General features: G+C 49.6%; 17 protein-coding genes and 2 pseudogenes. 1 reads left to right on the top strand and 18 read right to left on the bottom strand.

Annotation, left to right across the window (positions count from 1 at the left end):
* Positions 1–17: 17 nt before the first annotated feature.
* Positions 18–1,003, bottom strand: a pseudogene (wzzB, locus tag GYRE_RS15825) (LPS O-antigen chain length determinant protein WzzB).
* Between the two features lie 232 nt (positions 1,004–1,235).
* On the opposite strand from wzzB, the gene GYRE_RS15820 reads away from it, so the two are divergent.
* Positions 1,236–2,240 carry an NAD-dependent epimerase gene (locus GYRE_RS15820; protein ID WP_006820736.1) on the top strand — a complete coding sequence of 335 codons (1,005 nt, stop codon included), beginning with the start codon at positions 1,236–1,238 and terminating at the stop codon, positions 2,238–2,240.
* 50 nt (positions 2,241–2,290) lie between these two features.
* On the opposite strand, the gene ugd is transcribed toward GYRE_RS15820, so the two are convergent.
* The 17 genes and pseudogenes from ugd to GYRE_RS15730 form a co-directional block, all read right to left on the bottom strand.
* Positions 2,291–3,457, bottom strand: a complete 1,167-nt coding sequence (gene ugd, locus GYRE_RS15815) for a UDP-glucose 6-dehydrogenase (RefSeq protein WP_006820737.1) — start codon at positions 3,455–3,457, stop codon at positions 2,291–2,293.
* A 238-nt stretch (positions 3,458–3,695) separates the two neighbouring features.
* Complete coding sequence (gene gndA, locus GYRE_RS15810; RefSeq protein WP_038256533.1) at positions 3,696–5,102, bottom strand: NADP-dependent phosphogluconate dehydrogenase; 1,407 nt, start codon at positions 5,100–5,102, stop codon at positions 3,696–3,698.
* A 230-nt stretch (positions 5,103–5,332) separates the two neighbouring features.
* Entirely contained in the window at positions 5,333–6,202 is an 870-nt protein-coding gene (gene rfbA, locus GYRE_RS15805) for a glucose-1-phosphate thymidylyltransferase RfbA (RefSeq protein WP_038256531.1), read from the bottom strand.
* Between the two features lie 40 nt (positions 6,203–6,242).
* A complete protein-coding gene (locus GYRE_RS15800) occupies positions 6,243–7,253 on the bottom strand; it encodes a WaaS/CpsH family glycosyltransferase (RefSeq protein ID WP_038256530.1) in 1,011 nt (336 codons plus the stop codon).
* Position 7,254: 1 nt separating this feature from the next.
* Positions 7,255–7,791, bottom strand: a complete 537-nt coding sequence (locus GYRE_RS15795) for a serine O-acetyltransferase (protein WP_038256528.1) — start codon at positions 7,789–7,791, stop codon at positions 7,255–7,257.
* A 36-nt stretch (positions 7,792–7,827) separates the two neighbouring features.
* Positions 7,828–8,646: an NAD-dependent epimerase/dehydratase family protein gene (locus tag GYRE_RS15790; protein ID WP_038256526.1), complete on the bottom strand. Its 819-nt coding sequence runs from the start codon at positions 8,644–8,646 to the stop codon at positions 7,828–7,830.
* Complete coding sequence (rfbC, locus tag GYRE_RS15785; RefSeq protein WP_006820743.1) at positions 8,643–9,182, bottom strand: dTDP-4-dehydrorhamnose 3,5-epimerase; 540 nt, start codon at positions 9,180–9,182, stop codon at positions 8,643–8,645. Before rfbC ends, GYRE_RS15790 begins: the two co-directional genes overlap by 4 nt.
* A 73-nt stretch (positions 9,183–9,255) precedes the next feature.
* Positions 9,256–11,151, bottom strand: a complete 1,896-nt coding sequence (locus tag GYRE_RS15780) for a polysaccharide biosynthesis protein (protein ID WP_038256524.1) — start codon at positions 11,149–11,151, stop codon at positions 9,256–9,258.
* 38 nt (positions 11,152–11,189) lie between these two features.
* Positions 11,190–11,750: a PglD-related sugar-binding protein gene (locus GYRE_RS15775; protein WP_038256523.1), complete on the bottom strand. Its 561-nt coding sequence runs from the start codon at positions 11,748–11,750 to the stop codon at positions 11,190–11,192.
* Positions 11,743–12,786, bottom strand: a complete 1,044-nt coding sequence (locus GYRE_RS15770) for an MraY family glycosyltransferase (protein WP_006820747.1) — start codon at positions 12,784–12,786, stop codon at positions 11,743–11,745. Before GYRE_RS15770 ends, GYRE_RS15775 begins: the two co-directional genes overlap by 8 nt.
* Positions 12,786–13,730 carry an NAD-dependent epimerase/dehydratase family protein gene (locus tag GYRE_RS15765; protein WP_038256521.1) on the bottom strand — a complete coding sequence of 315 codons (945 nt, stop codon included), beginning with the start codon at positions 13,728–13,730 and terminating at the stop codon, positions 12,786–12,788. Before GYRE_RS15765 ends, GYRE_RS15770 begins: the two co-directional genes overlap by 1 nt.
* 59 nt (positions 13,731–13,789) lie before the next feature.
* Positions 13,790–14,872 (bottom strand): dTDP-glucose 4,6-dehydratase, encoded by a 1,083-nt coding sequence (rfbB, locus tag GYRE_RS15760; RefSeq protein ID WP_038256520.1) that lies wholly within the window; start codon positions 14,870–14,872, stop codon positions 13,790–13,792.
* 363 nt (positions 14,873–15,235) lie between these two features.
* Positions 15,236–16,129 carry a GalU regulator GalF gene (gene galF, locus GYRE_RS15755; RefSeq protein ID WP_006820750.1) on the bottom strand — a complete coding sequence of 298 codons (894 nt, stop codon included), beginning with the start codon at positions 16,127–16,129 and terminating at the stop codon, positions 15,236–15,238.
* Between the two features lie 145 nt (positions 16,130–16,274).
* Entirely contained in the window at positions 16,275–17,687 is a 1,413-nt protein-coding gene (gene wcaM / locus GYRE_RS15750; RefSeq protein WP_038256517.1) for a colanic acid biosynthesis protein WcaM, read from the bottom strand.
* A 12-nt stretch (positions 17,688–17,699) separates the two neighbouring features.
* Positions 17,700–18,919, bottom strand: a pseudogene (wcaL, locus tag GYRE_RS23900) (colanic acid biosynthesis glycosyltransferase WcaL).
* Positions 18,916–20,196 (bottom strand): colanic acid biosynthesis pyruvyl transferase WcaK, encoded by a 1,281-nt coding sequence (gene wcaK / locus GYRE_RS15735; RefSeq protein ID WP_038256678.1) that lies wholly within the window; start codon positions 20,194–20,196, stop codon positions 18,916–18,918. The pseudogene wcaL and the gene wcaK overlap by 4 nt, the downstream one beginning before the upstream one ends.
* Positions 20,197–20,209: 13 nt before the next feature.
* The coding region (locus GYRE_RS15730) for an MOP flippase family protein (protein WP_038256511.1) at positions 20,210–20,829 on the bottom strand (620 nt) is incomplete at its 5' end.

Below are 20,829 nucleotides of genomic sequence, written 5' to 3'. Positions count from 1 at the left end.
TTTCATTTCATCTGTATTTAGCGGCGTTCTGCCTGATAGGTTCGCAGTGCGTTTCGGCCCAACACGAGCCCTGCCCCGACCATTAAGCCAAGCAGTACGGCGAGAACCACCACGAGCCCACGTTTCGGGCTGTCACGATGAATCGGCAGGCTTGGTTTCATCACGTAGCGATAGGCGTGAATGGTTTTCGGATCCACCTGCAGGCTCTGGATATCAAGCAGGTTACGCTTGGTCTGATAGTAGCTGCTGGCAAAAAGCAGCGGACGGGTGGCTTCGTTCTGCACCATCGAGCTCAACCCTTCGCTGCCGAGCAGGAACAGAGTGTCCTGGTTAACGTCCTGAGTCTGTTGCACCTGCGGCTTGGTGACATTGGATTGCTCGGCGTATTTCAGCGCTTCTTTGATTTGCTTGATACGCAGATCTTTCTGCTCCTGAGCCACCTTCTCCTGAGTTTGCAACGAAGTCTGCAGCGTAGCGGTCTGCTGCTTAATGTTATCGTTCAGGTCAGTATCCAGCTCTTTGGCGATTTGCTCATCAACCTGCTGAATATACTGGGTCAGCTGTTTCTGCGCCGCTTCAGCAGAAGAGCCGACGTAAGAGATCTTAATCGGGAGGTCCTGGCCTTTTACCGCTTGTTCAACCGTCAGTTTTTCAGGGATGGTCTGATTATCCAGCGATTCAGCCAAAGCTGACATCGCCGCGTTATAACGACCAATCACCCGTACCTGGACATCGTTGATGTTAGGTGAGGTGGTGGGATAAAGAATATTCAGCGCGGTATTGTACGAAGCAATTTGTGCCGCATCCGGCTGGGAGATGATCGCGGTAGACGTCCATTTTCTTTTGCAACAAACAGATAGACGGCGGCGAGAAGAACAGCAACGACAACACAGATTGCAATCGTCATTTTCCCACGCCAGACCTGCACAACTAAATCAATAAGATCGATTTGCTCAGCTTCCGGGCGAAATCCGTTCGACCCATTATTGGTTTCTTGCGTCATACAAACCTTAACATTAAATGAAAAAAGGAGACCCATAAACTTTGGTAGTTTACTCATCCGCTTTGGAATTACTATCGGATTTTATCCGATTCCAGACTTTGTTTACCTGCCGTAGCGGCAACGCTAATTGTAGATTACGATTATCTTTTTTGGCGCCCGGCGGGTATGATTTCGCCTTTCGTTACAGCCGAAGGTGTGGTTGCCTTCCTGAACGCGTGTACTGAGGAATTCTATGAAATATCTGGTTACAGGAGCTGCCGGTTTTATCGGCTATCACATCTGCAAACGCCTGCTGGATGCGGGCCATCAGGTCGTCGGTATCGACAATCTTAACGATTACTACGATGTCAGCCTCAAACAGGCACGCCTTGACCTGCTGCAGTCGCCCCTGTTCAGCTTCCATAAAATCGATCTGGCCGACCGCAAAGCGATGGAAACGCTGTTTGCTGACGAGAAATTCAACCGCGTTATCCACCTCGCCGCACAGGCCGGTGTGCGCTATTCGCTGGAAAATCCGCACATCTACGCGGAGTCCAACATGATGGGTCATCTGAACGTGCTTGAGGGCTGCCGCCATAATAAGGTGCAGCATCTGGTGTATGCTTCCTCTAGTTCGGTATACGGTCTGAACCGCAAAATGCCGTTCTCTACCGACGACGCCGTCGATCACCCGGTATCGCTGTACGCGGCAACTAAAAAAGCCAACGAGCTGATGTCGCACACCTACTCACACCTGTACGGCCTGCCGACCACCGGTCTGCGATTCTTTACGGTCTATGGTCCGTGGGGTCGTCCGGATATGGCATTGTTCAAATTTACCAAAGCGATGCTCGAGGGTAAAAGCATCGACGTATACAACTACGGCAAGATGAAGCGCGATTTCACCTACATCGACGACATCGCTGAAGCGGTGATGCGCCTGCAGGACGTGGTTCCGGTTGCCAACCCGGAGTGGACGGTTGAAACCGGTTCGCCCGCCAGCAGCTCTGCGCCTTATCAGGTGTATAACGTCGGCAACAGTTCGCCGGTGGAGCTGATGGACTACATTACCGCGCTGGAAGAAGCTATTGGCACCCCGGCGCAGAAAAATATGATGCCGGTACAGCCGGGTGACGTCCTGGAGACCAGCGCCGACACCACCCCACTCTTCGATGTCACCGGCTTTAAGCCGCAGACCTCGGTGAAGGAAGGGGTTAAAAACTTTGTTGACTGGTACCGTGAGTTTTATAAGGTGTAAAAAAAAGCCCTCTGATGAGGGCTTTTTTATCGCAGCGATTTTATTGTAACTTAGTCATTACCAAACAGATCGCGGGTATACACTTTATCCGCAACGTCTTCCAGTTCTTCGGCCATACGGTTAGAAATAATCACATCGGCCTCCTGCTTAAACGCTTCAAGATCTCGCACCACGCGGGAGTGGAAGAACTCATCTTCCGGCATCACCGGTTCATAAATAATGACCGTAACACCCTTCGCCTTGATACGCTTCATGATCCCCTGAATGGAAGATGCACGGAAGTTATCAGACCCGCTTTTCATAATCAGACGGTATACCCCGACCACCTTCGGATGGCGCGCGAGAATCGAATCAGCGATGAAGTCTTTACGCGTCCGGTTAGCATCAACAATGGCGGAAATCAGGTTGTTTGGCACCTGGTCATAGTTAGCCAGCAGCTGCTTGGTATCTTTCGGCAGACAGTAGCCACCGTAGCCGAAGGACGGGTTGTTGTAGTGGTTGCCGATGCGCGGATCCAGGCACACGCCTTCGATGATCTGCTTTGAGTTCAGTCCCAGGCTTTCGGCATAGCTGTCGAGTTCATTGAAGTAGGCCACACGCATTGCAAGATAGGTGTTTGCGAACAGCTTAATAGCTTCGGCTTCGGTGGAGTCTGTGAACAGCGTCGGGATGTTTTGCTTAATGGCGCCTTCCTGCAGCAGCGCGGCAAAGCGTTCAGCACGCTCGGAGCGTTCGCCGATCACGATGCGTGACGGATGCAGGTTATCGTACAGGGCGCGGCCTTCACGCAGGAACTCCGGCGAGAAGAAAATGTTATCAATACCCAGCTGTGCTTTGATTGACTGGGTAAAGCCTACCGGGATGGTCGACTTGATAATCATCACCGCGTTCGGATTGATTTCGGTGACATCACGGATCACCGCTTCAACCGAAGAGGTGTTGAAGTAGTTGGTTTTCGGATCGTAATCGGTCGGGGTAGCAATAATCACATAGTCCGCATTGCGGTAGGCATCGTGCTTGTCGGTGGTCGCGCGGAAGTTCAGCGGCTTAGTGGTCAGGTATTCCTGAATCTCTTTATCAACAATCGGCGACTGCTTTTTGTTAAGCATGTCTACCTTCGCCTGCACGATGTCCAGTGCCACCACTTCATGGTGTTGGGCGATCAGGATGCCGTTGGATAAGCCGACGTAACCAGTACCGGAAATTGTTATTTTCATTCGATAGCAACTTATGTGAGTTAAACCGTAAGGATGGCCGCTTCGCCATCACAAGAATCAGGGATTTTTACCTCTTACAACGAGGTACTGTCAAGGCAGAGCGCCCTCCCCGGGCACGACGTTGAGCCTCGATTGACGAAAAGCAATTTCAGCGATATTGCCAGACCCCAGCAATAGCGGGCACAAAAAAGCCCGAAGACAAGCTTCGGGCTTAGTAAGTGACGGAGATTAAATCAGATTAATCCAGCCACTCGGTGTGGAAGACACCTTCTTTATCCGTACGCTTATAGGTATGCGCACCGAAATAGTCGCGCTGAGCCTGAATCAGGTTCGCTGGCAGTACCGCAGAGCGGTAGCTGTCATAGTAGGCAACGGCTGCTGAGAAGGTCGGTACCGGAATACCGTTCTGTACTGCATAAGCCACGACATCACGCAGCGCCTGCTGATATTCGTCAGCAATTTTCTTGAAGTACGGTGCCAGCAGCAGGTTAGCGATGTCTTTGTTTTCCGCATACGCGTCGGTGATTTTCTGCAGGAACTGGGCGCGGATGATGCAGCCAGCGCGGAAGATCTTCGCGATTTCGCCGTAGTTCAGATCCCAGCTATGCTCGTCGGAAGCGGCGCGCAGCTGAGAGAAGCCCTGTGCGTAAGAGACGATTTTACCGAGGTACAGTGCGCGGCGAACTTTCTCAACGAACTCTGCTTTGTCGCCTGCTGGCTGCGCTTTCGGGCCAGACAGCACTTTGGAAGCGGCAACACGCTGATCTTTCAGAGATGAGATGTAACGCGCAAATACGGATTCAGTGATAAGAGACAGCGGCTCGCCAAGATCCAGAGAGCTCTGGCTGGTCCACTTACCGGTGCCTTTGTTTGCGGCTTCATCAAGAATGACGTCGACCAGGTATTTACCCTCTTCGTCTTTCTTAGTGAAAATGTCTTTGGTGATGTCGATGAGGTAGCTGTTCAGCTCGCCGTTGTTCCACTCAGTGAAGACCTGGGCCAGTTCTTCGTTAGAGAGGTTCAGGCCACCTTTCAACAGGGAATAGGCTTCAGCAATCAGCTGCATATCGCCATATTCGATACCGTTGTGCACCATTTTCACATAGTGACCCGCTCCGTCCGGACCAATATAAGTCACGCACGGCTCACCGTCTTCGGCTACAGCAGCGATTTTGGTCAGGATTGGTGCAACCAGCTCGTAGGCGTGTTTCTGACCGCCTGGCATGATGGATGGGCCCTTCAGTGCGCCCTCTTCGCCACCGGAAACGCCGGTACCGATGAAGTTAAAACCGTCTTCAGACAGTTCGCGGTTACGACGGATGGTGTCCTGGAAGAAGGTATTACCGCCATCAATGATGATGTCGCCTTTATCAAGGAACGGCTTCAGGGAGTCGATTGCAGCATCGGTACCCGCACCCGCTTTCACCATTAACAGGATACGACGCGGCGTTTCCAGAGATTCGACAAACTCTTTTACCGTGTAGTAAGGAACCAGCTTCTTGCCGGGATTCTCGGCAACAACTTCTTCAGTCTTCTCACGGGAGCGGTTGAAGATGGAGACGGTGTAACCACGGCTTTCGATGTTGAGCGCCAGGTTGCGCCCCATCACTGCCATACCGACGACGCCGATCTGTTGTTTGGACATTACATACTCCTGTCAGGTGTGGTCACTGTCGGGGTCGGGTAACCCCGACAGATATAATTTGCAAGAATCTTAACTCATAAATCAGGGTCAGAGATAGGCATTTGTGGCCCTGATCACAGTAAAAACAATAGCCACTGCAGGGTTTAAAGTATCGCTGCAATTAGGAATTTCCAGAAACCGGATCAGCCTTCTGAATATAAAATATGAGTTGGGTTCAGCATGGAATTTGATTATTGGTTTTTAACCAAATTCAGTAAGTATTGACCATAATTAGTTTTCGCCATGTCATTGCCATGGGCGATAACCTCTTCTACAGTCAGCCAGCCTTTGCGATAGGCAATTTCCTCAAGACACGCGATTTTGAATCCCTGACGTTTCTCAATAGTGTGAATAAACTGGGAGGCTTCAATGAGGCTGTCATGGGTGCCGGTGTCGAGCCACGCGAATCCTCGGCCTAGCAACTCAACCTGCAGATCGCCTTTCTCAAGGTACATCTGGTTCAGTGTTGTTATCTCCAGCTCACCACGCTCAGACGGTTTAACCTGTTTGGCCATCTCAACAACGTTTTCATCATAGAAATATAAGCCAGTCACAGCCCAGCTGGATTTAGGTTTCAATGGTTTTTCTTCAATGCTAAGGGCTTTGAACTTGTCATCAAATTCAACAACGCCGAAACGTTCCGGATCCATCACCTGATAGCCAAAGACCGTTGCTCCAGCGTCACTGGCAACCACTGACTCGAGTTTACGGCCAAAGCTCTGACCAAAGAAAATATTATCGCCTAACACCAGAGCACACTTATCACCTGCAATGAATTCCTCACCGATAATAAAAGCTTGTGCCAGGCCATCCGGTGAAGGTTGCACTTCATAAGAGAGATTAATGCCAAAGCGACTTCCATCTCCCAGCAGGCGCTGGAATGATGGGAGATCTTCCGGAGTGGTAATCAATAAAATGTCACGAATGCCGGCAAGCATCAGCACTGACATTGGGTAATAAACCATTGGTTTATCATAAATAGGTAAAAGTTGTTTGGACACACCACGTGTAATAGGATGCAAGCGTGTTCCTGAACCGCCAGCAAGAATAATACCCTTCATTCCACTACCTCAATACTCTATACTTCCAAAAAAGATAACGTTAAAACTCTGCTTTTTCAGCTTTAACAGAACAGAGTGTTCTTACCCAAGAGTCCACACTGTATTTATCGATAACAGCAGCATGCTCATCGTTATACGGGATACTGAAAAATGAAGCATCAATCTTAACATCTGAACGATCTATAAAATAAAAGTTATTTACCGAGTAAAAATCATAACCCTTAACATTAGCATTAGTGGTAATGAATTTACGTTTCAACGGTAAGCACTCAATGGTTCGCATCGTCAAACCAGACTGCCTGGGATGCTGTATATCAAGAACGGCATCTGCATCAGAGAAAAATTTTGCGATCTGAGCTTTATTCCGGGAACGGATGGTAAAGTTGCAAAGTCTGTATTTCATAACATCTTTAATATTTGCAACTAAGAAACCTGACAACACAACGATGGAAGGAAAAAACAGAATGAAATTCAAATTATAATCATTCTTGTGTTTTTGATATATTTCACCCAGTAATTTATATCTGTCGCTGTGTACAGTACCAAGGAAAGCAATGGTTGGTTTTTTCCCTTCCAATGAAGGCCGCTGATGGTGATTAACAAAATCCGGTGAGAAGAATAATGGCAAATGCGTCATATAATGATATGCTTTTGCATCGTTATCATCGAACGTAAACACACTGTCAAACAGATTCAAATATTCCTGGATATGAGGGTAGTTTTTAATTGAGTCCCAGGCGTAATAAATAAACTTTGCACTCTTGTATTTCTCTTTAAATTTTAAAAGACTTTTTCTGTCAAGAGACTCGCCTTTCAATACTATCACATAATCGTATTGCTCGTTCGCTTGTGAAAGGATCTTCTCAAAGTAGGTATCTGAGATTCGGCGAATGAAATTACTGTTTTTCCACAACCTTAAAATTATTTTAAAGAAAACATTGTTAAATGGTTTTTCATCAAAATAATCGACAGTCGCACCGGCGCGTCTTAACGCATCAGAAATTTCGTTTTCATAGTTAAAAAAGCGAGGACACAGGAACAACACTTTCATTTCAAATACTCTTCTTAACTACAGCCGGGATCCCTACCAAAAGCACGTTGTTATCACAAGATTGCATTACAACGGCATTAGCAGCAACGATAACGTTGTCACCAATACGTATTCCACCGAGAATCTTAGCACCGGAGGCAACAACAACGTTATCTCCAAGCACCGGGCGGTTAGCATGGTTGAAAGGAATATCGATGTTCTTAGCGCCCAGGGTAACCTGCTGATATATCGTTGCATTTTTGCCAATCTCAGAGGCACCAATGACGATACCCTGTGAGTGAGGAATAAAGAATCCCCCGCCAATTTTGCAGTTCGCCGCAATTTCAACACCGAACACGATAAAGTTAACTAATGCAAAGATCTTCCCAACAATAGGAATTCTTTTCTTAAAGCAAAAATGACTCATTCGATACAGAATAACCGGTGTCATTTTCATTCCCAAAAATGCGCCGACGATACCGCCGAAAGAAACTGTTGATTTATTACGCCCGGTTAATTGGTAATAACGAAGAATGTCGGATTTTACCAGATCAAACATGAGAACAACTCCAACTTGTTATGGTTGATAGTAAAATCAGACCGCAGTAATGATCTTTTTAAAATTATCAATCATTATTTCGATATCAGCCAGCACGTTCCGATAAGTGTGGCTATATTCAGTGACTGTTCTCGAGTTATCCGTAGGAGGGAAATATTCGCCCTTAAAACCGTCATGCCATTTGATGGTGCAATCAGTTTTATTTGAAATAAGCTCCGCAATATCTGCAGCCGTGGTGTTCACACCAGAAGCAATGTTGTAAATCTTATGCTGACTGTGACGACTGATTTGGTAAATCACCTCAGCAACATCGCTAACAGCAACATAGTCTTTTGCATATTCAGGAGCTACATACATATCAATATGATGGTTAGAGATGGCATTTCTGATAATGCTTGGCAGGAATAATTTACTCTTTAACGCAAGTCCGTAGACGTTACTAGGTCTGACAATAATTGTTTCACGTGCACTTTTTAGACACAGCTCTTCACTCACCAGTTTAGTAAGATTGAATAATCTTCTGTTGTCATTGGTGCATACAGTCAAATCATCCGACTCACTCGCTCCTTCTTGCTCCATATAAAGACGAGTTGAGGAAATATAGATGAGCTTATCAAAGCTGGCTTTTTCTAAAAGAGCTGCCAGCAGTTCGGTATTGGATTTATAAACATCAAACGGGGTATTAGCACAATCACCATTACCCGCAGCATAGATGACGATACCCAGTTCGCTATTGAATAATGAATCGTCATCACGTGGTGGCACCACCACAGTTTCACCTTTCGCCTTCAGGTTTTCGACGATCTCACTGCCGATAAATCCTCGTCCACCAATTACCGTATAATGCGATTTCATAATGAATTTCCGTATTCAGCAAGAGTCATTAATTTAATATCCTTATCAGACAGCAGCGGCGACGTAACAGGCCATTCAATACCAATATCAGGATCGTTCCAGATAATGCCGCCTTCGTCTGACGGATCGTAGAAATCAGTACATTTGTAATGAAAATCAGCATATTCGCTCAATACACAGAAGCCATGCGCAAAGCCAGGCGGAACGTAAAGCTGGTTGTTCTTCTCACCAGAAAGAATAACGCCAACATATTGCCCAAAGGTTTCGGAGCCCGGGCGAAGATCCACAGCAACGTCATAAACTTCACCACTAATCACGCTCACTAACTTACCCTGTGGTTTAGTGCGCTGAAAGTGCAATCCGCGCAGTACGTTACGGCTCGAGCGAGAGCGGTTGTCCTGAACAAAGTTACCTGTAATTCCGGCCTGCTCATATTTTTCTTTATGCCATGCTTCCAGGAAAAAGCCCCGGGAGTCGCCAAAAACTTTTGGCTCGATAATAACGCAGTCTTTTAAAGGTGTTTTAATGACGTTCATTTTTGTTCCTTCGGTTGGAAAGCTCGTCTTTCCAACCTGAATAAAGAGTTAACACTCAACGCTGCAAAAGTGATTAGTGGGTAGAAACCGTTTTTTCTTTCCAGAGTAAGTCACAGATGCCATCAGTAGGGTTAAATGCTGTTGGTGCCTTCAGTAAGATCTCACGCACCCGCTCGTAGTCAAATTCACGACAGGCACTGTCCAGATCCGCAAGAATAGCGCTCATCTCGCTCCACGGTAACATCACTTCGTTAGCAGTCTTAATACGCGGGTGTTGCGTCGTGGACACATTGTCGCCAATAAGCAACTCTTCATAAAGTTTTTCACCCGGACGCAAACCCGTCGTTTTAACCGCAATATCGCCGTACGGATTTTTGTCATCGCGAACGGAGAGCCCCTGTAGCGCAATCATACGGTGCGCAAGATCGATAATTTTCACCGGCTCACCCATGTCGAGAACAAAAACATCGCCGCCGGTTCCCATCGCTCCTGCCTGAATCACTAATTGCGCCGCCTCAGGGATAGTCATGAAGTAACGTGTGATATCCTGGTGAGTCAACGTGACCGGACCACCAGAGGCAATCTGTTTTTCAAACAGCGGCACAACTGAGCCCGAAGAACCCAGCACGTTGCCAAAACGAACCATGCTAAAGCAGGTCTTGCTGTATTCCTTCGCTAATGCCTGCAGCACCAACTCCGCCATACGTTTGGTCGCACCCATTGTATTTGTAGGTCGTACCGCTTTATCGGTGGAAATTAAAACAAAGTTTTCCACACCGCAGGTCGCCGCCGCCTGGGCACAGCACAAAGTACCGAAGATATTATTGCGAACGCCATCAAGGACGTTGAACTCAACAAGAGGCACATGTTTATACGCCGCGGCGTGATAAATCGTGTCGATGTTGAATGCTTTAATTAATCTTTCGAGATGCTCTTTATCCTGCACGTTGCCAAGAATTGGGTAAATCTTAACCTGCAAATCCTGGCTGAGATTCAGATTACGCAGTTCAGAATCAATGGAGTACAGTGAGAACTCTGACAGCTCGAACAGAATAAGCTGATCGGGCTTATTTTTGATTATCTGCCGGCACAGTTCAGAACCAATGGAACCGCCTGCACCTGTAACCATAACCGTTTTCCCGTTGATATTACGGGATACTAATTCCGGAATTGGCGAAACAGGGTCACGTCCCAGGAGATCGGTGATGACCACTTTGCGTAACGCATCGATACGCGCTTTACCTTCTACCAGGTCGACCATCCCAGGAATAGAAAGCACCTCACAAGGTAAACCTTCCAGTGTCTTAATCACTTCATTTTTTCTGGCACGACTGGCACTTGGCATCGCCAGCAAAATTTTCTTCGCTTCGTATTTCTCAACCAGCCAGGCCAGTTTTTCTGGTGCAAAGACGCTGACGCCGTGAATAACCTGTCCCTGCAGGGCACGGTTGTCATCGACAAATGCAACCGGATAATATTCATCCATCTGGCTCAACGCTGGCAGCAACTGACGACCAGACGCCCCAGCACCGTAAATGACGACTCGGGTGCCCCGCTTCATGCCGCGGTTTACCAGCATTCGCATTCCGAGTCTTGAACCGGCGATAAGCAGTAAGCCAAATGAGAAGTAAATGAATGGAATCGTTCTCGGCAGATAAAGATTGGTATAGAACGCCGCAATAATCAGCAATATGGATGATATACACATACCAACTGCCACGACCAGTAGAATCTTAGCCGTAATATAGCGAATAACTGCACGGTACAGCCCCAGCCTGACAAATATTGCCAAAGTGACGACGATTATTGAAAATATCAATAGCCAATGCGGCGTACTATATAACGGTGTCAGTGAATCTATACGTACCCAAAACGCAAACCAGAACGCGCATAAGAGCAGTACAACATCGATAGATAACGTAATGATTCGTTTTATTGGTCTTGGTAAAGATATTAAATAAGTTAGCATACTAAAAACTAGTCGCCTCGTTAAAGCTTGCCTTCAGTTTATAAAATAGAACCAGCAGGGCACACTGAGTCATCGTCCACTTTTGCATTATAACCACCCACTGTACCAGCCTGCAGAAAAGCTGATTTCCCAATGTCAGCACTTCCTGCAAGGTGAACACCAACACCTAAGTGAGCAAAATCACCGAGAATGGAATCATGGTCTACTGTCGAATGACTATTTACAATCGTGCATGTACCTAATGTTGCGTTAGCACCCACCACAGCCATCGCTAATACCACTGAGCCATCAGCTATTGTTGCCGACGAGCTGACAAAAGCCGACGGATGTATTAGCGTGACAGGTTGGATACCTAAGCTGATAACCTGCTGATAGAGTTGTTCTCTGACTTTATTATTTCCAATGCCAATAACGACGTTATTAGCCTTTTTGATATGTAACGGTAGCTCTGAAATTTTACCAATAATGAGTTTGTTGGTCTCATGGCAAAGGGATGCATTCTCATCGAGAAACACAATATCCGCATAGCCCAGTAGTCTGGCCATTTCGCATAGCGTGCGTCCATGGCCACCAGCCCCCAAAATCATCAGGTCATGCATTGACGTTGCTCTCTTTGTCTTTCACGCCAGCACCACATTTGAATGCCACAAAGAACAGCGGTAACCAGGCGATAATCAGACCCACAATGCCATCAATTTTGGCTGCTGCAATCAGATAAGCAATTGGCAAGAGCCAGAGCAGGTTAACGGCAATCGCCATCAGCGTCACCGGAACATGACTGCCATATTTCCGGGCAAGGATCTGATAACCATGGCTCGCATGCGCTTCGTAGACTTTCTTACCGGCAACCACTCTGCGCAGCAGCGTGGTGGTGGCGTCGACGATGAAAACACCCAGCAAACATAGCTCTGCAATAAAGAAGTGTGAATCAACTTTCGCAATATGGAGGATCATCAGCCCGATGGTTATTCCGAGGAAACCGCTTCCGGCATCCCCCATAAAGATTTTGGCAGCCGGGAAGTTCCAGACAATAAAACCGGCAGCAGCACCAACAAGGGCAAGTGTCAGTGGATAGATGCTACCAGGAGCAAGCGTATACTGGTTAACGACCATTAACATCGCACTGCTTGCCGCAAAGGTGATCGCTTCCGAACTGGCTAAACCGTTAATCCCATCCATGAAATTGTATAAATTCAACATCCAGACCAAATAGAAGCAGCCCAGAATCATCCCAATCCATGATAATGAGAGATCGTAACCAAACAGAGTAATAATCGGGAAAGAACCTAAGAAATACAGGCCAATTGCCGCTGCCAGGAAATGCATCAGCAGACGCCAGCGTGCCGCAATATGACCGTGGTCATCCAGGAACCCGATTACGGCAACAATTAACCCCGGAATGAATAAACCTAAGAAACCATCTACCGTCAGCGCGTTGCTGAAATAAAACCACACCAGTGCGGCTAAAAGCGTCAGGACAATAGCCACCCCACCCCCACGCGGCGTTGGCACAGAATGCGAGCTTCTCTGGTTTGGTCGGTCAATCACGTTATGTTTAATCGCATAACCGCGTAACCCCCAGGTCAGTGCACATGACACTAAAAATGCGAATATTACGATCCCTAAATCCAACATTATTTATTACCTTCGATATAATATTTCGCCGTTTTTTTCATAGTTTCATGCAGCGTTATCGGCGGTGTCCAGTGCAGTTGCTCTCTCGATTTACTGGCATCAACTTCAAGATCGCCGAATAACTGATCGTAAATGCCAGCTTTACCCACGGCCGAAAGCAATAATTTCAGGACGCTCTTCGGGAAATAGATAATTTTTGCGTGAATACCCATTCCAGTCGCAAAGGCGTTAATCATATCCTCGGTTGAGGGTCGCTCTGCATCGGCGAGCAGATAGAGTTGATTTTTCGACTTATCATTCACGACGCATTCATTAATAAAGCTGACAACGTTGTCCAGCGACACCAGCGCACGCTTGTTATTCACGTTTTTAAACGGTAACGGCAGATTTTTCGACACCAGTTTTAACAGGCGCTGGATATTACCTGGCGCATTTTCACCACAGATCAGCGCCGGACGGACGATGGTTACCGCCATTTCGCTATTGGTAAAGGTTTGCCGCAGACTTTGCTCAGCCTCAAGTTTAGAAATGGCGTAGTCAGAAGTTGGCCGAGGTTCTGATGCTTCAGTAAAGGGGGTTCCTGAGGTAGCATTGCCGTTCACACCAATCGAGCTGATGAAAATGAAATGCTTTACGCCGCAGTTGGCGGCATCTTTAGCCAATTTCAAGGTCGCGTCGTGATTAACACGGCGAAATTCAGCTAATGCATCCTGAGCATTATCATTCAGGATATGTGCCCTTCCTGCAGTATGAATGACGGTATCGCATCCTTGCAGAAGGTTTACCCAGTTGGTTTCCGCTGAAATATCACCCAGGTTGTAAATTCCCTGTTCAATATCTTCCTGCCGACGCGTTGTTAATATCACTTGATGCCCTGATGATTTCAACGCCTGGACTAACGCAGTACCAAGAAACCCGGTTCCGCCAGTCACCAATACTTTCATTGCCATCCCCTGTCAGCTAAAAACGCATACATCACTATCTAAAATAAAGCGAGCCGCTGTTAGCGATTCTGGTAATTTTCTTCAATCCACGACTTGTAGCTGCCGCTTTTCACGTTCTCTACCCACTGGGTGTTGGTCAGATACCATTCCACCGTTTTGCGGATCCCGCTTTCGAAGGTTTCCTGCGGTTTCCAGCCCAGTTCCAGACCAATTTTCTCGGCATCAATGGCGTAGCGGCGATCGTGTCCCGGGCGGTCAGCAACGTAAGTTATCTGGTCGCGATAGGAGCCTTCTTTCGGAACGATTTCATCCAGCAGGGAGCAGATAGTGTGCACCACATCCAGATTTTGCTTCTCGTTGTGGCCGCCGATGTTGTAGGTTTCACCAATTTTACCCTGTGTCACCACGGTATAAAGCGCGCGCGCGTGGTCTTCAACATACAACCAGTCGCGGATCTGATCGCCTTTACCGTAAACCGGCAGGGATTTGCCTTCCAGGGCGTTGAGGATAACCAATGGGATCAGTTTTTCCGGGAAGTGGTAAGGACCGTAGTTGTTAGAACAGTTGGTCACAATGGTCGGGAAACCGTAGGTACGCAGCCAGGCGCGAACCAGGTGGTCACTGGAGGCTTTTGATGCGGAGTAAGGACTGCTCGGTGCGTAGGCTGTTTTTTCGGTAAACAGCGGCAGTTCACTGCCCTCCGCTACTTCATCTGGGTGAGGAAGGTCACCATACACTTCATCAGTAGAGATATGGTGGAAACGGAATGCGGTTTTCTTCTCAGCGCTTAATGATGACCAGTACTGGCGACTGGCTTCCAGCAGTACGTAGGTACCCACAATGTTGGTTTCGATAAAAGCTGCCGGACCGGTGATCGAACGATCAACGTGGCTCTCTGCCGCCAGGTGCATCACGGCATCCGGCTGGTGCTCGGCAAAAATACGCGCCATCGCATCACTGTCGCAGATGTCGGCATGTTCAAAACGATAGCGATCGCTGTGCGCGACGTCGGCCAGTGATTCAAGATTGCCTGCATAAGTCAGCTTATCGACATTGACCACGGAATCCTGCGTATCATTGATAATATGTCGTACCACTGCAGACCCAATAAAGCCTGCCCCACCAGTGACCAGAATTTTCACGTTTATTTCGCTCTTAAGATATTCAGAAACAATGAGTTATGCTTATTCGCTAATGCGAGATACGCTACCGCCCCTGGCTCAATAGCTACCAGTGCACTAAACGCATAGAAAGTCTGCTGCCCTGCCGCGTTTTTACGCAGTCAGAACATGTTAAAATTTGATGACGCATTGTGGTCCTAATCGCACTTTATGACAAGGACAATTCCTACGTACAATCATCAAAAATAAATGCAACTGCTTTTTTTAGTGATTGATTTAAATGACAAAACGGCAGCGGCATTCTAAAAACCCGTTTGGTTTTTAAATACCCAACTGCCGTTCATAGGTATACATTTAATCAATGTATAGCATCGCTGCGGGGCCTTACTCAGCCAGCAGCTTTTCGATGCTTTTGCGGAACTTCGCCCCTTCTTTCAGGTTGCGCAGCCCGTACTGTACGAAAGCCTGCATGTAGCCCATTTTCTTGCCACAATCGTAGGCGTCACCGGTCATCAGCATGGCATCCACAGACTGTTTTTTCGCCAGTTCGGCGATAGCATCTGTCAACTGAATACGCTCCCAGGCACCCGGCTCGGTACGTTCCAGCTCAGGCCAGATATCCGCAGAAAGCACATAGCGGCCAACGGCCATCAGGTCAGAATCCAGAGTCTGCGGCTGATCCGGTTTTTCAACGAACTCGACGATACGGCTGACTTTACCTTCGCTGTCCAGCGGCTCTTTGGTCTCAATGACCGAGTACTCGCTGAGATCGCCTGCCATATGCTTCGCCAGTACCTGGCTACGACCAGTTTCATTGAAACGAGCCACCATTGCGGCAAGGTTATAGCGCAGCGGATCGGCGGTAGCATCATCGATGATGATATCCGGCAGTACCACGACAAACGGGTTATCGCCCACGATTGGGCGCGCGCACAAAATAGAGTGGCCAAGCCCCAGAGGCTGCGCCTGGCGGACGTTCATGATGGTCACGCCTGGCGGACAAATAGACTTCACCTCAGCCAGCAGCTGGCGCTTCACGCGCTGTTCAAGCAGTGACTCAAGTTCGTAGGAGGTGTCGAAGTGGTTTTCCACCGCATTCTTTGAGGCATGGGTGACCAGGACGATTTCTTTGATTCCTGCAGCAACAACTTCATCGACAATGTATTGAATCATTGGTTTGTCGACAATCGGCAGCATCTCTTTCGGAATGGCTTTTGTGGCGGGCAACATATGCATGCCCAAACCTGCTACCGGAATGACTGCTTTCAAATTAACCATTAGCGTATCCACCTGTAAATCGTTGAAGAATTATAGCCTTTAAAGCCGTTTTATCCAGTAGGTTTTGTGATTGTACCTGGCTTGCGGCGGTAAAATATCCGCTTTGTTCCGAGAGTTAACCAGTGTTTCCAGGAATCGTCGGAAATCAGCGCCCTGGCAAGTGAAAATTCAGCCGCTCTGCGTTCACCACGTGTTGGTCTATCCGGTCAATGTCCACCGACGGCTGACCGTTTTCATTCACAGCAGTAATGTTTGTCAGCGCCAGCAGGGTGTCGTCCTTCGCCATAAACCGGCCCCTCACGTCGCGACGCATGTCGAAGTTGAGCTTCAAAGCCGGGCCGCGGCTGGCCTCCTGCATCACATGGATATTGCGCATAAAGAGGTGCTGCGGTTTATTGAGTATCTCAAGCGAGGCGTGTTTAAGATTGAGGTTGGTGACAGAGACGAACGACGGCGCATTCCCTGCCGAGATCTGAATGCCACGCACCTTATAGGGCAACGTACTGTTATCCAGTTGCACGTTGTTGAGACGGAAATTCTGCGGAATAGAGAGATAAGCGCCACGGATAACGCCGTAGCCAATCAGCATCCCGGCGCTGTTCACCATCTGCACGTCATCAATCACGAAGTTATTGCAGCCGTAAATCGCCACCGTCGCGTTATCAAGCCCCGCCTGTTTGCTGAATTCGGGCAGGATATTCGTCGCTTTAATATTACGAATAATAAAATGCTTGCCGTTTTCCACATGGACGAGCTGGCGACAGTTGCTGCCGGTGATGTTTGCCACCACAAAGTTTTTCACGCTCTGATGTTCGGGGTAGTCATTATCGTAGGTACTGCCCGCAAGCCCAATCCCGATCCCCCAGCTGGTATTGCCGTTAGTGCAGTTGATGTTGTTGATGACGTGGTCAGAGATCAGGATGTTCTTATCATTGATGGCCACGTTCCATTCGATGGCATCGCCCTGCAGATCGCTGAAGTGACAGTTGACGATTTTGACCCCTTCCATCTGGTTCTGAAAACCCTGCCGCAGAATGCCGTAGTTGGCCTGGGTGATCGTCAGCGCTTTGATTATCAGATTACGCATCACGGCAGGCTGGTTCTGCTTCCCGCCGATGAAAATCTGCGATACCGGGCCAAAACCACTCATCTTCAGCCCCTCGATAAGCACGTTAGATCCGCGCACGTCGAGGTTAACGTTGTGCAGGCTCCCGCCGGCACTCCCGATGATGTTGCAGTTATCCTGCAGCGCGATACGTCCTTTACCGCTTCCTTTTAGTTCACCCGCCACCCGCAGCGTTTTGCCCGGTGGCATATCGATGCGGGTATTGATGGTATCGCACACCACCCCGGCGGGTACGGAAACCACATCATGCTGGTCGAAGGCCTGGCGGAAAGCGGCTACCCAGTCGTTGTTACGCACAAAGGTACGGATATCCGCTCCGTCATCAGCGGTCGCGGCGCGAGCCAGTGAGCTGTGAAGCAAAGGGAGTGCGGCAAGCGCTGAGCCCGCGACAAGAAAACGGCGTCGGCTCAGCGTGAGAACGTTGTTAGCCATAATGTCTCTCTCTTACAGCGTGCCCAGCAGCGAGGCCAGCTGCTGATTAATGCGCTGTTGATTGAATTCGGTTTCTACTTTCTCCCTTGCGCGCTGCACCACCGGGCGCAGCGTTTGCGTATCCATATGGCAAAATGTGCACAGGCGTTCGGCGAGCGCCGTGGCGTCATTCTCAGGCACCAGCCAGCCCGACTGGTTAGCATCAATCAGTTCCGGAATGCCGCTATGCAGCGTGGATACCACCGGAATACCCACCGCCATCGCCTCCATCAATGCCACCGGAATACCTTCCATATCGCCATCCGCACCGGTGATGGAGGGCAGCAGGAATACGTCGGCGGCATCCAGCATCGCTTTCACCTCGTGGCTCGGTTTAAAACCGGGCATCTCGACCACTCCCTCAAGCTGGTGCTGTTCGATAAGCGTCCGCAGACGGCGCTCCCACGGGCCAATCCCCAGGATCCGGTAATGGAAGTTCACCCCCATATCCCTGAGCTGACGACAGGCATCAATCGCCACGTGCAGCCCTTTTTCTCGGTGAGCCGCGCCACGGAGATAATCTGCAGCGTTTCGCCAGGCGTTTTCAGCGGCCGCAGCGCGAAGTTGCCCATATCGACCCCCATTCTGGAGACCGCTATTTTGCTGCTCGGGCAGCCCATTCCCTGCAGACGCTCTGACCACAGATTGCTTATCGGCAGCATCAGGTCACCCCGGCGAAACAGCTGCTGGTATTCCGGGGTGTAATGCCTGAGCACCGCGCGGCTTGAGACATCAATGCCGTGAAACACGGTAGCAATTTTGCCTTTCACTACCCCAAGCTCACGCAGCTTTGCTGCCGTTACCCCCGCCGGACCAAAGTGTGCAATAAACACGTCGGCCTCCAGCGGCTGCGGGTTCAGCCCGCAGATAGCCGGGAGGATCAGGTTACGTGACTCATCGCCATAGCGGCGGACGTTGAGCGCCTTCCAGGTGGAAGCGCGCAGCAACCCGCGCATCGTGCTGAGCGCGCGGTGTTTAAGCTTTCCGGCTTTACCATCAGGCTCTTCCATCAGCCAACGGGTTTTCTCCGCCAGTCGGTACTGGCGCCAGGCCGCGTGAGTATTGGTGGTATCCCCTTTCTGCAGCGCGATTATCTCCACCTCGTAGCCCATCTCGATAAACGCCACAATCTGGTTGAGTACGAAGGTCTCGGAGGAAAGCGGGAATTTCAGTAAGAAGAAACCAACCTTCATGCCTGCTCCTTAATGCGTTTTAGTACCGACTGCACCATCTGCATGCCGTGCTCGCGCTCGATGGCAACCGCCTGCGCCAGACGGCTGTTGATGGCCGGAAGCTGGCTCAGCGTGTCGCTCACCATCGCGCATAAACTGCCGTCCAGCAGATGCCTGATGTCGATTGCCATCTCCGGCATCCCCAACTGCTGCATGATGCCCGCAGACTTGTGCTCATAGTTAATGGCGATAGCCGGGGTACCAAAGTTCATCGAGATAATGGCGGAATGCAGGCGCGTGCCGACGGTCAGGTCGCAGGCGCCAAGGAGTTTGCCCATTTCCAGATCGTTAAGTTCATCCATCACCACGTGATAGCGCTCCGGATGACGCAGATGTTTTTGCACCTTCAGCGCGACCATCCGGTCATCTTTGTTGTAGCTGTCGATACCGGTACAGGTCGACAGCGCAACGACCTGACATCCCTCTTCGGTGATGCGGTTAACCACCTCAGCAAACGCTTTTTCATACGCTTCCTGAGTGGTGCCAAGACGTTTATCGAACGGAGCCAGCTCGCGTAGCGTAATGGCCACGGTTTTCTTCGCCTGAATCAGATCGAGCCAGTGCTGCACGGCGTAGCCCGGCACAAACGCCTGCTCCTGATGCGCCACCAGCCAGGCGGTATCGACGCCCATCTCCACCTTACGGGTATCGATGCTGCTGCGCTTCATCAACTCAAGACTGACGGACTCGCGCAGCACCAGCGCATTGCAGTTGCCGAAGACATAGTTCGCCAGCTGGTTGAACTGCGACTCCTGGAACGGCCCCACGCTGTGGCCAATCATGTACAGCGGCTTTTTCGCCATGAACGTACAAAGCGCATGCTCGAACTGCGATACGCCGTACAAATCAACGAAAAATGACCCACCAACCTGAACAATGGCGTCATAGCCCGAGAGCAGACGGATGAAATCAGTAAAACCCTGGGCAATCGCAATGTTGCGCAGCTTGCCGCTGTCGGTCACCCGCGAAAGCAGCACCTGGTGCTGATAGCGCCGACGCAGCACTTTACGGATCCGCCCCATCACCCCGGCGGCATTGTTGTGCTGTTTCATCTGGGAATAGAGCGGATCTCCCATCACCGGGCGGTCAAGCAGCCACGACGAGCTCACCGGGTAGCGGCTCATCACATCGACTTCCGCTTCGGGCTCCAGCGTCATCACGGCATCAAGCAGGCCGCGAAGAATAGCGCTGTCGCCGCGATTGCCGCAGGTATGGTTGCCAAGAATGAGTAATTTCATAGTTTTCTCTTTATTAGCCTGCACGGAGCAGCGTTTTCATTTTTTCGTTACGGCACAGCTGACGCTTGATTTCCACAACCAGCGGGTGGCGCGAGACCACCAGCATGGCGAGAAACGCCGCAATACCGCCTGCAATTTGCACGGCCAGCAGCACGCCCAGCGGCAGATGCTGATCGAGTGCGACGCCAAGCCCATAGCTCACTACAAGCGTGGGTATCGAGAGCCAGAACGGCAGCCACAGGCTCAGGATGTAATCCCGGTAGCTGGAGCCCAGCACCGGTTTTATCATCACGAAGTAGCTCAGAATGGTGTTGATGATTTGTACCAACAGGAAGCCTGTCGTCACGCCGAGCGCCCCGGCGAGATGCCCGCCGACAATAATTGCCGGAATAAACAGGAACGTTTTAAAGACGTTGAATTTGAAACTGATATCCACCCGCGCTTTGGCCATCAGCAGCGAGCCAATAGGGTTGCCCACCGAGCGTAACAGCCCGACCACGCACAGCAATTGCAGGACAGGCACGATGCTGACCCACTTTTCCCCAAACACCAGCGGCACAAAGTTATTGCTGACCACCATCAGACCAAGCAGCGCCGGGAAGTTAAGAATGCCCACTATCGACAGCAGCTTGT

The organism is Yokenella regensburgei ATCC 49455 (assembly GCF_000735455.1).
GTDB classification, from domain to species: Bacteria; Pseudomonadota; Gammaproteobacteria; order Enterobacterales; family Enterobacteriaceae; genus Yokenella; species Yokenella regensburgei.
Note: the sequence above shows the minus strand (reverse complement) of the source record. Positions and strands in the feature narration are given on the sequence as shown.

Excerpts from the sequence above, each read along its gene's own strand:
- galF (WP_006820750.1), bottom strand. The coding sequence starts at position 16,129 with ATGGTTAATTTGAAAGCAGTCATTCCGGTAGCAGGTTTGGGCATGCAT.
- GYRE_RS15775 (WP_038256523.1), bottom strand. The coding sequence starts at position 11,750 with ATGCATGACCTGATGATTTTGGGGGCTGGTGGCCATGGACGCACGCTA.
- rfbC (WP_006820743.1), bottom strand. The coding sequence starts at position 9,182 with ATGAACGTCATTAAAACACCTTTAAAAGACTGCGTTATTATCGAGCCA.
- wcaM (WP_038256517.1), bottom strand. The coding sequence starts at position 17,687 with ATGGCTAACAACGTTCTCACGCTGAGCCGACGCCGTTTTCTTGTCGCG.
- GYRE_RS15820 (WP_006820736.1), top strand. The coding sequence starts at position 1,236 with ATGAAATATCTGGTTACAGGAGCTGCCGGTTTTATCGGCTATCACATC.
- wcaK (WP_038256678.1), bottom strand. The coding sequence starts at position 20,196 with ATGAAATTACTCATTCTTGGCAACCATACCTGCGGCAATCGCGGCGAC.
- GYRE_RS15780 (WP_038256524.1), bottom strand. The coding sequence starts at position 11,151 with ATGCTAACTTATTTAATATCTTTACCAAGACCAATAAAACGAATCATT.
- GYRE_RS15765 (WP_038256521.1), bottom strand. The coding sequence starts at position 13,730 with ATGAAAGTATTGGTGACTGGCGGAACCGGGTTTCTTGGTACTGCGTTA.
- ugd (WP_006820737.1), bottom strand. The coding sequence starts at position 3,457 with ATGAAAATAACAATTTCCGGTACTGGTTACGTCGGCTTATCCAACGGC.
- GYRE_RS15800 (WP_038256530.1), bottom strand. The coding sequence starts at position 7,253 with ATGAAAGTGTTGTTCCTGTGTCCTCGCTTTTTTAACTATGAAAACGAA.
- gndA (WP_038256533.1), bottom strand. The coding sequence starts at position 5,102 with ATGTCCAAACAACAGATCGGCGTCGTCGGTATGGCAGTGATGGGGCGC.
- rfbA (WP_038256531.1), bottom strand. The coding sequence starts at position 6,202 with ATGAAGGGTATTATTCTTGCTGGCGGTTCAGGAACACGCTTGCATCCT.
- GYRE_RS15795 (WP_038256528.1), bottom strand. The coding sequence starts at position 7,791 with ATGTTTGATCTGGTAAAATCCGACATTCTTCGTTATTACCAATTAACC.
- GYRE_RS15790 (WP_038256526.1), bottom strand. The coding sequence starts at position 8,646 with ATGAAATCGCATTATACGGTAATTGGTGGACGAGGATTTATCGGCAGT.
- GYRE_RS15770 (WP_006820747.1), bottom strand. The coding sequence starts at position 12,786 with ATGTTGGATTTAGGGATCGTAATATTCGCATTTTTAGTGTCATGTGCA.